The sequence below is a fragment of the Paraclostridium benzoelyticum genome, from assembly GCF_001006285.1.
Lineage (GTDB): Bacteria > Bacillota > Clostridia > Peptostreptococcales > Peptostreptococcaceae > Paraclostridium > Paraclostridium benzoelyticum.
In genome coordinates this window covers 1-13,468 of the sequence record NZ_LBBT01000292.1, presented here as the reverse complement: position 1 = coordinate 13,468, position 13,468 = coordinate 1, and the positions used below count along the sequence as shown (strand labels likewise).

14 protein-coding genes are annotated in these 13,468 nt (G+C 28.9%); 13 read left to right on the top strand and 1 reads right to left on the bottom strand.

Annotated features, from left to right (window positions below; genetic code table 11):
* The first annotated feature begins 116 nt into the window (after positions 1–116).
* The 13 genes from VN21_RS14600 (at position 117) to VN21_RS14545 (ending at position 12,776) form a co-directional block, all read left to right on the top strand.
* Complete coding sequence (locus VN21_RS14600; RefSeq protein ID WP_046823906.1) at positions 117–860, top strand: nucleotide-binding protein; 744 nt, start codon at positions 117–119, stop codon at positions 858–860.
* A gap of 32 nt (positions 861–892) precedes the next feature.
* Positions 893–1,777, top strand: coding sequence for an ABC transporter substrate-binding protein (locus tag VN21_RS14595; RefSeq protein WP_046823905.1), 885 nt, complete (start codon positions 893–895; stop codon positions 1,775–1,777).
* Positions 1,778–1,779: 2 nt separating this feature from the next.
* Positions 1,780–2,763 (top strand): FecCD family ABC transporter permease, encoded by a 984-nt coding sequence (locus tag VN21_RS14590; RefSeq protein ID WP_046823904.1) that lies wholly within the window; start codon positions 1,780–1,782, stop codon positions 2,761–2,763.
* Complete coding sequence (locus tag VN21_RS14585; protein WP_025161485.1) at positions 2,763–3,548, top strand: ABC transporter ATP-binding protein; 786 nt, start codon at positions 2,763–2,765, stop codon at positions 3,546–3,548. Before VN21_RS14590 ends, VN21_RS14585 begins: the two co-directional genes overlap by 1 nt.
* Before the next feature lie 13 nt (positions 3,549–3,561).
* Entirely contained in the window at positions 3,562–4,851 is a 1,290-nt protein-coding gene (locus tag VN21_RS14580) for a nitrogenase component 1 (RefSeq protein WP_046823903.1), read from the top strand.
* Positions 4,838–5,341: a nitrogenase component 1 gene (locus VN21_RS19280; protein WP_200898165.1), complete on the top strand. Its 504-nt coding sequence runs from the start codon at positions 4,838–4,840 to the stop codon at positions 5,339–5,341. The genes VN21_RS14580 and VN21_RS19280 overlap by 14 nt, the downstream gene beginning before the upstream one ends.
* On the top strand, positions 5,338–6,060 hold the full coding sequence (locus tag VN21_RS19275; RefSeq protein WP_264303203.1) for a nitrogenase component 1: 723 nt from the start codon (positions 5,338–5,340) through the stop codon (positions 6,058–6,060). The genes VN21_RS19280 and VN21_RS19275 overlap by 4 nt, the downstream gene beginning before the upstream one ends.
* Before the next feature lie 13 nt (positions 6,061–6,073).
* Positions 6,074–6,535, top strand: coding sequence for a HugZ family pyridoxamine 5'-phosphate oxidase (locus VN21_RS14570; protein WP_046823902.1), 462 nt, complete (start codon positions 6,074–6,076; stop codon positions 6,533–6,535).
* A gap of 162 nt (positions 6,536–6,697) precedes the next feature.
* Positions 6,698–8,443 carry a methyl-accepting chemotaxis protein gene (locus VN21_RS14565; RefSeq protein ID WP_046823901.1) on the top strand — a complete coding sequence of 582 codons (1,746 nt, stop codon included), beginning with the start codon at positions 6,698–6,700 and terminating at the stop codon, positions 8,441–8,443.
* Between the two features lie 259 nt (positions 8,444–8,702).
* Positions 8,703–9,032, top strand: coding sequence for a PadR family transcriptional regulator (locus VN21_RS14560; protein WP_021430747.1), 330 nt, complete (start codon positions 8,703–8,705; stop codon positions 9,030–9,032).
* 3 nt (positions 9,033–9,035) lie between these two features.
* A complete protein-coding gene (locus VN21_RS17960; protein WP_052952086.1) occupies positions 9,036–9,791 on the top strand; it encodes a permease prefix domain 1-containing protein in 756 nt (251 codons plus the stop codon).
* A gap of 140 nt (positions 9,792–9,931) precedes the next feature.
* Positions 9,932–11,350 carry a metallophosphoesterase gene (locus tag VN21_RS14550; protein WP_052952085.1) on the top strand — a complete coding sequence of 473 codons (1,419 nt, stop codon included), beginning with the start codon at positions 9,932–9,934 and terminating at the stop codon, positions 11,348–11,350.
* Positions 11,351–11,381: 31 nt separating this feature from the next.
* The gene (locus tag VN21_RS14545) at positions 11,382–12,776 is read left to right on the top strand and encodes a metallophosphoesterase (protein WP_046823899.1); all 1,395 of its coding nucleotides are present in this window, start codon (positions 11,382–11,384) and stop codon (positions 12,774–12,776) included.
* Positions 12,777–12,872: 96 nt separating this feature from the next.
* Here VN21_RS14545 and VN21_RS14540 read toward each other — a convergent pair.
* Positions 12,873–13,468 (bottom strand): IS3 family transposase (locus VN21_RS14540; protein ID WP_046823898.1); only part of this gene is annotated, 596 nt, incomplete at its 5' end.

The window sequence follows — 13,468 nt, the reverse complement described above, 5'->3', positions numbered from 1 at the left end:
AAAACTATAGCTAAAGAATTAAAATCTTATAGATAATATAATGTAATTGTGAATGATAATTGATATCAAATAAAAACAACATATTACTATTATGAAATAAGTTAAGGAGAATGTCAATGAGGAAAATAGCTATATATGGGAAGGGTGGAATAGGAAAATCTACCACTACTTCGAATTTATCAGCAGCTTTATCTAGTTTAGGATATAAAGTTATGCAAATAGGGTGTGATCCTAAAGCGGATTCTACTAAAAATTTAATGAATGGGAAATTTATTCCAAAAGTTTTAGATGTCATGAATACTAAAGGTGATGGAGTTGAGTTAGAAGATATAGTATTTGAAGGATATAACGGAGTACTTTGTGTAGAGGCAGGAGGGCCAACTCCTGGTGTTGGATGTGCAGGGAGGGGTATAATAGCTGCATTTGAAAAGTTAGAAGAACTTAGTGCATTTGAAAAATATAATCCAGACATAGTTATATACGACGTTTTAGGAGACGTTGTATGTGGAGGATTTTCAATGCCTATCCGAAATGGATACGCAGAAGAAGTATATATAGTAACTTCTGGAGAAATGATGTCTATGTATGCAGCAAGCAATATTTCAACTGCCGTAAATCAATTTAAAAATAGGGGATATGCATCCCTTAAGGGGTTGATATTAAATGCTAAAAATGTTGAGGATGAAATAGATTTAGTTGAAACTTTAGCAAATGAAATAAATAGTGAAGTTTTCCATTATATACCTAGAGAAAAAATGGTACAAATATCAGAAAACGATGGAAAAACAGTTATAGAAAAAGATAAAAATTGCGACATGGCTAATGTTTATTTGGATTTAGCTAAAAAAGTAATAGGATAAAAAATTTAAAAATACATACGGAGGAAAATATTATGAAATTTAGAAAATTAGCGTCAGTTTTTATGGTATCAGCATTATTTTTAACGGGTTGCCAAGCTTCAAGTACAGGGCAATCAAAAGAAGAAGAGAAAGAAAAAGTGAGTGTAGTAAGTGCTACTGTATCAGCTACTCAAGTATTAGATAAATTAGAGGCAGAAGTTATTGGTGTTCCTACAACAAAGATGGAGTTACCTCAAAAATATAAAGATCTACCACAAGTAGGTCAAGCTATGAGTCCTGATTTAGAAATTGTAGCGTCTTTAGAACCAGATTTATTTGTTATGGACAATATGTTTAAGGAAAAAGTTGAAAAGAGTATGAAGGAGTATGATTTAAACACATTTTTCTTTGATACAAGTACATACACAAGCTTTTTATCTAGTATAGAAAAACTAGGAGCTAAAATAGGCGAAGAAAAAGAAGCTACAAAACTTATAAATGAATTAAAAGATGTAGAAAAAGAAGCTAAGGCTAATAAAAAAGGAGAGGCTCCAACAGTAGCAATTTTATTTGGTGGAGGAGAAAACTTCATGCTTGCAACAGATACATCTTACCTAGGGGATTTAACTAAAACAGTAGGAGCTAAAAATATAGCTAACAATTTAGATACTAATGTTAAATCACCATATATACAATTTAGTTTAGAGCAAATACTTGAGCAAAATCCAGACTATATACTAAGATTTGCTCATGGCGAGTTAGAACAAACTAAAAAGGCATTTGACCAGGCTTTTGATAAAAACTCAGCATATAAGGAGTTAGATGCAGTTAAAAATAATAAAGTAATAGATTTAGACCCAAGTGTATTCAATGTATCAGCAAACTTACAAGTAAAAGAAGCTATAAAGACTCTTGGAGAAATTTTCTACGGTAATTAATTATGAAAATTAATAAAAGATATTTAACAATAGGTCTATCACTAGTATTACTACTTATACTACTAATACTCTTAACCACTGTTGGAAGTGTTAACTTAAGCTTTACAGAGATCATAAATGCATTAATTAACAATGATAATAAAATGGTGACTACAATAGTTTATAAAATGAGATTACCGAGAAATATATTAGCAGCATTAGTTGGAGCTAACTTAGCTGTAAGTGGAGTTCTTTTACAATCAGTTATGAAAAACCCGCTAGCAGACCCTGGAATAACAGGAGTTTCAAGTGGAGCAAGTGTAGCAGCTATTTTTATATTGCTACTGTTACCACAATATACGGGAATACTTCCTATTGCTGCATTTATAGGTGGAGCTATAGCTTGCATATTAGTATTTTTAATGGCTTATAAAAATGGACTAAAGCCAGGAAGGATAGTTCTAGCCGGTGTTGCTATAAACACTATATTAGGAGGTGTAATTTCATATTTATCAACTATGTATAGTGATAGAATACAAAGCGCTATGCTTTGGTTAAATGGTAGTTTAGCTACTAAGACTTGGGCAGATGTTGAAATGCTATTTATATATTCAATAGTAGGATTAGTTGTATCATTATTTCTTATAAGAAGTGCGAATGTACTTCAACTAGGGGATGATTCAGCTACTAACTTAGGGTTTAATGTTAACTTAACTAGACTGTTGATATCAGGAGTAGCTGTATTTTTGGCAGCTACGTCTACAGCAGTAGTTGGAATTATAAGCTTTGTAGGTCTTATAGTTCCTCATATATCAAGAATGATAATGGGAAGTGATCATAAGTTTACAATACCATTTAGTATGATTTTAGGAAGTATAGTTTTATTAGTTGCAGACACATTAGGTAGAACTATTGGAGGAGCTGTAGAAATACCAGTAGGTGTAATAATGTCTATAGTTGGAGGACCATTCTTCTTATACTTACTAAGAAAGAGAGGTAACTTTTAATGATTAGTTGTAAGAATTTAAAAGTTGGATATGAGGAAAAAGTAATAATCGAAAATTTAAGCCTAAGCATAAATAAAGGTGAAGTAGTTTCTATAATAGGTCCTAATGGTTGTGGAAAATCAACATTATTAAAAACATTATCTAGAATTATAAAACCTATGAGCGGCGGAATATATATACAAAATGAAAGTATAAAAAATTTAAAAAGTAAGCACATATCTCAAAAGGTATGCTTATTATCTCAACATAATGATGCACCGGGAGATTTGACGGTTGAAGAACTAGTTTATTTTGGAAGGATACCACATAAGAAATGGTACGAAAGTAAAACTAAATCTGATGAAGAGATTGTAAATTGGGCTATAGAAAATACAGGATTAAAAAGATATAAAAATACTCCTATAAATTCTTTATCAGGAGGAGAAAGACAAAGGGCTTATATTGCACAGGCCCTTTGTCAAAAACCGGATATACTTTTACTAGATGAGCCAACTACATATTTAGATATATCATATCAATTAGAAGTTATGGAACTGGTAAGGGAAATCAACGAAAAGTTTAATATAACTATTGTCATGGTACTTCATGAATTAAATCAGGCGAGTAAATATAGTGACAGATTAGTTATTATGAAAGATGGAGAGATAGTTTCAGATGGATGCCCAAAAGAGGTTATAAACAAAGAAACTATAAAACAGGTTTATAAAATAGAATGTGATATAGACAATGATCCTATATCTAATAAACCAAGGATCCATCCAATACAGACTATAAAGATAGCTTAGGAGATTGAGATTTATGTACAGTTTAGACATTTTAAATAAATTAGATGAAATAAATGAAGATAAAGATATAAAGTCTTTATCTCATGCAATATTTCCAGGAACACACTGTCCATTATTTGGGGTTATGCTTACAGCAAGCTATATAAAAAATATGCCAGTGTTAGTTGTTGGAACTAGTGAGTGTACTTATTATACGAAAAATTTTGCATATCATAGGCAAAAGGGTAAAGATAGTGTATACTCACTTGCTTTAAAAGAAAAAGATGTAGTGTTTGGAGCTCAAGCAAAGGTTGAGAAAGCCATAAAGCAAATTGTGGAAATAGAAGAACCTGATGCAATAATGATAGTTACGACATGTGTTCCGGAACTTATAGGAGAAGATTATTCATCTATAGAGTATAGTTTATCAGATGAAATTAATATACCTATATTTGTAGTAAATACAGAGCATTTTAAATGTAATTCACATATACCAGGAATGACTAGAGCTTTAAAATCATTAGGAAATGCTATGAATAAGCCTAAATATAATGAAGGGGTAAATATATTAGGGCATAGACAATCTGACGTTGAAAAAACGGAATTAGTGAACCTTTTAAAGAGCCAAGGTATAAAAATCAATACAGTTATACCTTCAAAATGTGATATAGAAGATATAAAAAATGCTTCTAATGTAAAATTAAACATTGTCACAGATATGATTGCAATAGATCTTGCAAAATATATGAAAGAAAAGTTTGGTATTGATTATATTTATTTTGATAAGCATATGAGTAAAAATATAATTTTTGAAAACTATCATAAGTTAAGCAAAATATTAGATATAGATTTTAATAAAAAATTAAGTGAACAAAGAAAAGAATACGATGAACTATTCTTAAAGTTAAGCGAGATATTAAACGGTAAAAAACTTATATATGGAAATACTCCAATGATGGCATTTGAGACTGTAGATTTTTTAAGTGACTTAGGGGCTATCCCTATATTTGTGCAAGTAAGAGAGCTATATGAACAAGATAAAATATTTAAGAAGAATTTAATAGAAAAAGGATTTAATCCATATGTTAGTAGAATAGCTAATATTGCGCCACTAAGACATTTATACGATTCTATAGGAGCTGACTTGTATATAGGACATGAAAATCCTATGTTACTTAGAGAAAAGGGACTTATGCAAATAACTATGGATTCTCATGCTCAAAAAATAGGATATGAATTACCGATAGCTATGATGAAAGACTTAATTAAATTATTTGAAATGAAAAATAACAAAATGGGAGGTATGATGCATGGAAGTTTATAAGTATTTCCCAGTTGCAAACGATAGAATGGGTATTATATGGACTTTGTCATCTATAAAAGATGCATGTGTTATAGAGTTTGGGCCAGCTGGAACTACTCATTATGCAATAGAAGGAATAGGAAGTTTAAATGGTGAAGATGAAGCAAATGTATATTCTACACATATGGATCAAAGTGATGTTACATTTGGAAAATATGATAGACTTGAAAAAGCAATATTAGAAATTGATGAAAACGTATCTCCAAAGTATATATTTGTAATGGCATCTTCTATATCATCTATTATAGGAGCAGATATAAATAGCGTTTGTGATATGTTAAAAGACAGCACTAAAGCAAAACTAATACCTATAACTACTGGCGGTTTAAAAGATGATTATAACGTCGGTGTTGAGTATATGCTTAAGCTATTGGCGTCTCAAGTTGTAAAAGAAAATATAAAAGATATTAATAAATATAATATTTTAGTATTTAATATATTTGATGTATAGATAAATACAATTATTTATCAGATGCTAAAGAGCTTGAGCGATTAATGAGAGAACTGTTTAATAAAGACTTAAATACGGTATTTACAGCTAATTCTAGTATAGAAGATATTGAAAATTCAACAAAAGCATCACTAAATATAGTTGTTAGAAAAGAAGCTTTAAAGGCAGCTGAGTATATGAAAGAAAAATATAATATACCATATATTTATAAAAATCTATACGGACTAAAGAACACTATAGATTTTATAGAAGAAGTAAATCAAATTGAAGGATACGACTTGAATAAAGCAAAATTTGATGAAGAAGTTCAGCTTGTTAAAAAGCATATGTTTGGATTAAAGAGAAAGTTTTATTTCTATAATGAAATAAAAGATTGTGCAGTATTTGGAGACTATGATACTGTTTTAGGATTTAATGATATGCTAACTGAATTAGGATTAAATGTAATTAGAAAAGAAATTTTATATAAAACTACGTGTGAAGATGATGAAATTTTAGTTGGGCAAAGTGAATTCGAAAGGATGAAATTTCTAAAAGAAAAACAATTAATGATTCTTTTAGGGGATGGACCTAGTATAGATATGAAGCATGATTCTAAACTAGATATACAAGTAAGTAATCCAAATCTTGAGAAAGTAAATATATATCCATACACGCCGTTTATTGGATTTAGAGGATATTTATATATTATTGAGCAAATATTAAATATAAAATCATAGGAGAATAGACATTATGGAAAATTTATTAAAATCACAAAAAAGTTTAATGATAAGTTCATTAAGTAAAAACAGTAATCCAGAGGTAAGTTATGCACCTTTTATAATGAAAAATAATAAATTATACATTTATATAAGCAAAGCTGCTAATCATTATTTCAACTTATTAGAAAATAATGAGTGTTCAGTTATGATAATTGAAGATGAAAATGAAAGCAAATCTATATTTGCAAGACAAAGAGTAAGATTTTCTTGTGAAGCAGAGATTAAACAAAATGATTGCAATTACATATTAGATGAATTTGAAAAGCTTCATGGAAGTCAAACAATGATGGTATTAAAAAGTTTAGATTTTGATATTTTTGAACTAAATATAAAAAGTGGAAGATTAGTTAAAGGATTTGGTCAGGCTTTTGATATTGAAATTATTGATGAAGAGTTTGAATTAAATCAAGTTACTGGAGGGGGACATAAATAAAAATAAGGCATTGCACTATGTGCAATGCCTTATTTTTGTTAAAGTATTCCAGTTTTTAACCGTATATAAGTAGATGGTATCAAATTGGCTATAATTTAGAAGTTATTACGCTTCTTTTTAAGAAAAGCTATCATAATCAACAGAGGACAGGGAGGAAAATATATGAAATTAAAAAACTTAAAAATAGGACAAAAGTTAGGGTTAGCATTTGTTATTTTATTAGTTTTTACAGCATTATCAAATTTATTTTTAATAAGTAACTTAAAAAAATCTACGGATAGAAGCGATCAATTATTTGATGGTCCTTTTCAAGTAACCAATGAATCTATGAGTATTAGAAGGGATTTAGCATCGATAGATCAAATTACTATGAACTCTATTGCAGGAAATAAATCAGAGGAACTTGAAGCTTTGGTACAAAAAGATTTTGAAAATATTGATAAAAGTATGGATGTACTTAGAAAAAAAACTTTAGGTGATAAAAAATTAGTTGAGGATCTTGGAACATCTTTAGAAACATTAAAAAGAGAAAATGGAAATCTATATTCACTTATACATCAAGGTAAAGCAAAAGAAGCAGAACACATTGCAGTAACATCTGGAAGTGTATATTATAATGCTTATGATACATGTATAAATACGGCAAAGGCTATATACGAAAATGAAAAAGCTCGTAGTGTAGAATTCAATAAAGAGATAAAAGAAAGATCATCAAAAGCTATTAAATCTTCTGTAGTAATAAGTGTAGTTGTTATCTTATCAGGTCTTGGTATATGCATATTTATAACAAAGAAATTACAAAATCCAATCAAAGAATTAGAATCTGCTGCAAATAAAATGGCAGATGGAGATTTTGATATAGATATTGAGTATGAATCAAAAGATGAATTAGGTTCATTATCAGATAGCATGCGTCAAATGAGTAGTAAGACAAAAGAGATTATAATGGATACTACACACGTATTAGAAGAAGTTGCATCTGGAAACTTTGATGTTGAAACTAGTACTGAATACGTAGGAGTGTTCAAAGTAATAGAAAGTTCTATTTTAAAAATAACTAAAGATCTAAGTGAAATAATGTTACAAATAAACTTAGCATCAGAAGAAGTTGAAGGTGCATCAAATCAAGTATCAAGTGGATCACAACTTTTAGCACAAGGTGCTACAGAACAAGCAAGTGCAGTGGAAGAATTATCTGCAACTATAGCAGAAATATCAGATAAAATTAAAGAAAATGCTGATAATGCAAAAAAAGCAAATTCATTAATGTTAAATTCAAGTAAGCAAGTTAAAGAAGGAAATGACCAAATGACTCATATGATAAAAGCCATGGAAGAAATATCATTTACTTCTAATGAGATAGCTAGAATAATAAAAACAATAGATGACATAGCATTCCAAACTAATATATTAGCATTAAATGCAGCAGTAGAAGCGGCTCGTGCAGGAGAAGCTGGTAAAGGATTTGCTGTTGTTGCAGATGAAGTTAGAAATCTAGCGTCTAAATCAGCTGAGGCTGCAAAAAATACAGCTACACTTATTGAAAATTCAATAGAAGCCGTTGATAAAGGTAATGAAATAGTGGAAAATACAGCTGATTCATTCAAGAGAATAATAAATACAACAAATAGAACAACTGCAGTAGTTAATGATATAGCAAAAACATCTGAAGATGAAGCTAACGCGATAAATCAAGTTACACTAGGAGTAGATCAAATATCTGAAGTAGTTCAAACAAATTCAGCAACTTCAGAGGAAAGTGCAGCTGCTAGTGAAGAATTAAGTGGACAAGCACAAATGTTAAAATCACTTATAGAAAGATTTAAGTTAAAAAGTGTAAATAGTTCAAGTAAAAATATAAACTTTGAAGAAGAACTAGATAATTATTTTGAAGCTAAAAATGTTTAAATGTAGTTAACTTAATGTGATGTTATATCTAGTACCTTCCTGCACTAAAGCCTAAAAGCTGGCTTTAACGGTTAGTCAGGTTCTAGATATAACATACTTGTAGGAAAAGTTACACTAAATTTTATTGAAGGTGTCGTGGGGTTGCGACACCTTTTATTTTTGTGTTTTGAAATTACACTTGCAATACGAGGTATTTTGATTTACTATATTTATGTAACTACATCGTATAGTGAGGTATTTAATGAACGGAGGTGATTTTATGGAATTAAATAAAGAAGTTTTAAAAGGGCATATAGATACATTAATTTTAGCTATTTTAGATGAAAAAGATTCTTATGGATATGAAATAGCTAAAATTGTTAGGGATAAAACTACATTTGAATTAAAAGATGGAACAATGTATGTTTCTCTTAAAAGATTAGAAACAAAAGGATTGATAAAATCTTACTGGGGAAATGAACAAGGGGCAGGAAGTAGAAGAAAGTATTACAACATAACTGATGAAGGTAGAACCGCTTTAGATATAAAAATACAAGAGTGGGATTTTGTCCAAAACATAATGAATCAATTTTTAAAGGGGAGAAAATAAGTTATGAAAATTATTGATGAATATTTAAAGTCATTATATAAAAATGATAAAAGTAAGGAAGTAAAAGAGTTAAAAGAAGAATTAAGGGAGCATTTAATAACATCAACTAATGAATTTATTGATAATGGATACTCAGAAGAAGATGCGCAAAGGGAAGCTATAAATCAATTTGATGGTGGAACTGAAATGCTAAAAGATTTACATAAATCGCTTAAGGAAAGTAAAAAGGATAATGAAAAATTAAATAAAAGAATGATAAATATATTCAAAAATACAGCTATACTAGCTTTAATAGTATGTTTGTCGATGATGGTGTTTGGAGGTCGTATAAATGATAATATTAATTATATACGAGATATTATAGACCTTAAGTTAGATATTATAGTAAGTGAAAAAGACCTATATAATCCAAAAACCTATGAAAAAGAATTTAATGATTTACTTAATACTAAAGAGTTTAATGATGTAAGATATTTAGAAATATATACAGCTGGAAATGAAAAGGTTCTATATAAACATACAGATAAAAATATAAAAAAAGAAGAGCTTATTAATATAGGTGGAAATACAATGGGGCTTACCTCAAAAGGAGAAAGAGGCGGATTTAATGTAGGAATAGACTATACTCTATTATCAACAATTCATATTATTTTTGGATGCTCATTTTATATAGGAATAGCTTCAGCTATTATTTATATAGCTTTACTTATAAAATTTAAGTATGCATTTAGAAAAAAATTAATTTATAGAAAAGTTTAATCTATAAAACTAATTGGAGGTGTCGAAGGATTACGACACCTTTTTTGTTGAATTGTTAGAATATTAAGTTAAAAGGTAATTAAGAAAATATGGTGAATAATTAATAATATTGGTAAAAAATGACAAATAAGGGGTGCATTATGAATAAAAAAATATTTGGAGGATTATTAATAACAAGTATGTTATTAATATCGGGGTGTACATCTACTAAAACTACAGATGTAAATATATTAGCGACTACAGATTTACATGGAGTACTTCCAAATGAATTAAGTGAATATGTAGCAAATGAAAAAAAGAAAGATAAAAATATAACATTAGTGGATGCTGGTGATTTTTGTGATAGTGAATTCGGGGTATCTGGGGATATGGAAAAATTCTTTGAACAGACAGGGAAGGATAGGTTAGAGAATAATATACAATATAGGGACATGCCTTTAGCAAAAGAAATGAAGGATATCGGATATGACACTGTAACTCTTGGAAATCATGAGTTTTTAGGAAGTAAAAAAGAATTAGATAATATGATAACTAGCTTTGAAAAACAAGGTGTAAGTGTCTTGTCAGCAAATACATATAAATCAAATGGAGAAAGTTATACAAAGCCTTATGTAATAAAAGAAGTAGAAACTCCAGAGGGAACTGTAAAATTAGGAATACTGGGACTTACTATAAAGGAAGTTGGAGAAAGTAAATACTGGGATGGGGAAAAGTTAGTAGAAAATAAATCTTTGGAACTTAAAGATCAAGCTGGTTTTAAGGGAGAACTGTATATGACAGACTTAGTGGAAGATGCTAAAAAATGGGTCAAAGTCATGAAAGAAAAGGATAAAGCTGATGTTATAGTAGCTGTTGCTCACACTGGGGAGAAACCTAAAAAACCAAGACACCCAGGAAATAGAATACAAGATTTAGCTACTCAAGTTGATGGTATAGATGCAATTGTAGCAGGGCACAACCATGTTCAAATTAAACAAAATGATTATAAAAATAAATCAGGAGAGAAAGTTATAGTAACAGAACCTGGAAAACATGGAGAGTGTATCTCAAAAATAAATTTAAAGCTAGAAAAAGATGGAGACAAATGGGAAGTTATTGATAAATCAAGTGATATAGTTCAATTTGAAAAAAGTAAAAAAGCTTTAAATGAGATGTGCAACAACATAGGTATATTTGGATCTGTATTATTTGATAAAAAAGATAATTTAGGAGAAGAAATAAGTTTTGGTAAAACTATGAAGTTTAAGTGGAATAAACTATATGTGTTTAGTCCAAAAACACCAAGAGAAAAAATTTATAATACAGTTGGATATAAATTTTTAAATATTGCTGAAAGTAATGAACCACAGTTAGTATTTATGAATGGAAATGAAGTTGTCTTATACATGAGTGGAGAGGAAAGGTGTGCACCATATAGCTTTGATTTTAAAAAATCAGATTTTAATGATGGAGTTTTAACTATTAGATCTGATAAAAATGACTGTTTTAGAATGGAAGAAGGAGAAGAAAATACATATACTAATAGTCCTACGATTAAGTTTGTTTATACATCTAAGTAGAATTAAGATTAAGAGAGGGTTTTGAGATTTTATGAATAAAAAATTATTATATATAACTATAGGAATAGTTGCAATTTTTATAGGTGGATGCACATCTACAAAAACGACAAATATAAGTGTATTAGCTACTACTGACTTACATGGAATTTTACCATATGAGTTAAGTGATTATGTTAAAAATGAAAAAAAGAAAGACAAGAATGTTACTTTAGTTGATGCGGGAGACTTTTTTGACTTTGAATTTGGGGCATCTGATGATATGAATAAATATCTTAGTAAGCTAAGAAAGATAAGAAAGAATAACTATTCTAAAAAATATATGGAAGTACCTATAGTAAAAGAAATGAAAGATGTAGGGTATGATGCAGTAGTCCTTGGAAACCACGAGTTTGTATCTAATAATAAGTATACTTTAGACAACATTATATCTAGTTTTGAAAAACAAAAAATAGATGTCTTATCAGCAAATATATATAAGCAAAATGGAGACAGCTACATAAAACCATATGTTATAAAAGAGTTAAAGACTTCAGAAGGAACTGTTAAATTAGGAATTTTAGGACTTACTATAAAAGAAATTGGAGAAGATAATGAAGATTTAAAAGATATGCAAGGTTATAATCAAGAACTATATATGAACGATTTAGTAGAAGATGCTAAAAAATGGGTTAAGGTCATAAAAGAAAAAGACAAAGCTGATATTATCGTGGCTGTTGCTCATACTGGAGAAAAGCCTAAAAAACCAAAACATCCAGGAAATAGAATACAAGATTTAGCTACTCAAGTTGATGGTATAGATGCAATTGTGGCAGGGCATAATCATGTTCAAATTAAACAGCATGATTACAAAAATAAAGCTGGAGAAAATGTTATAGTTACAGAGCCTGGTAAACATGGTGAATGCATATCTAAGATAAACTTCAATATAGAAAAAACTAAAGATGGATGGGATGTTGTTGATAAGTCCAGTGAAATAGTCCAGTTTGAGAAAAGTAAAAAAGAACTAGAAGATATAGGTAATAATGAATGGAATTTATATGATAAAATTATGGATATAAGTGATGATGTAAAAGAAACGAGCATATCAAGTTTAAAACCTTTTGAATGGGATAAAGCATATGCATTTAAGATAGGAACTCCAAAAGAAGAAATATATAAAACTATTGGATATAAGTTCTTAAATATTGGAGAATCAGAAGTTGGAGATTTAAACCAAGTTGTCTTTATGAAAGATAATAAAGTAGTTTGTTATTTATATGGTAAGAAGGAGACTATGGGATTTGGTTTGAATTTTGATGAAAAAGATTTTAAAGAAAATGTTTTAGAAATTATACCTGGAAAGAATGACAAGTTTTCAATTGATAGAAGTGAGAAAGAACCTTTATATGGACTTCCTATAGTTAACTTAAATTATATAGGACAATAAGATGTTTATAAAAAAGATATCGCATATTACTTATGTACTGAGACCCAAAAGTTGGACTTTATACAGGAATGAAAATTCATTCCTGTATTTTTTGTTTTATGCAATTTTAGATTCATAGTCAATTCTATATTTAACAGGGCTACGCCAATTTAATTTTTCTTTAATTCTATTGTTATTATAGTAGTAAATATAATCTGTTATAGCTATCTCTAATTCATTAAAACTTTTATATATTTTTCCATAGTACATTTCCTGTTTCATTACTCCAAAGAAATTTTCCATAGGAGAATTATCAAGACACGTACCTTTTCTAGACATACTTTGGAATATTTTATTATTCTTAAGTGTTTTTCTATACAAATTCATTTGATATGCCCAACCTTGATCCGAGTGAAAAGTTCTTCTATAAGGGCAATCTTTTGTAACATCGATAGATTTATTTAATGCATCATTGATAGCCTTAAAATTAGGTTTATTTGATATACTGAATGATAAAATTTCTCCATTAAACATATCTAAAAATGGATCAAGATAAGCCTTTTTTATAATTAATTTACCATTTTCATCTGTAGTATATATTTTAAATTCCGATGTATCTGTTGTTATCTTCTGATGAGGAATTGATGTTTTAAATCTTCTATTTATTTTATTATTTTCTATTTTTCCAATTGTACCTTTATATGAATTATATT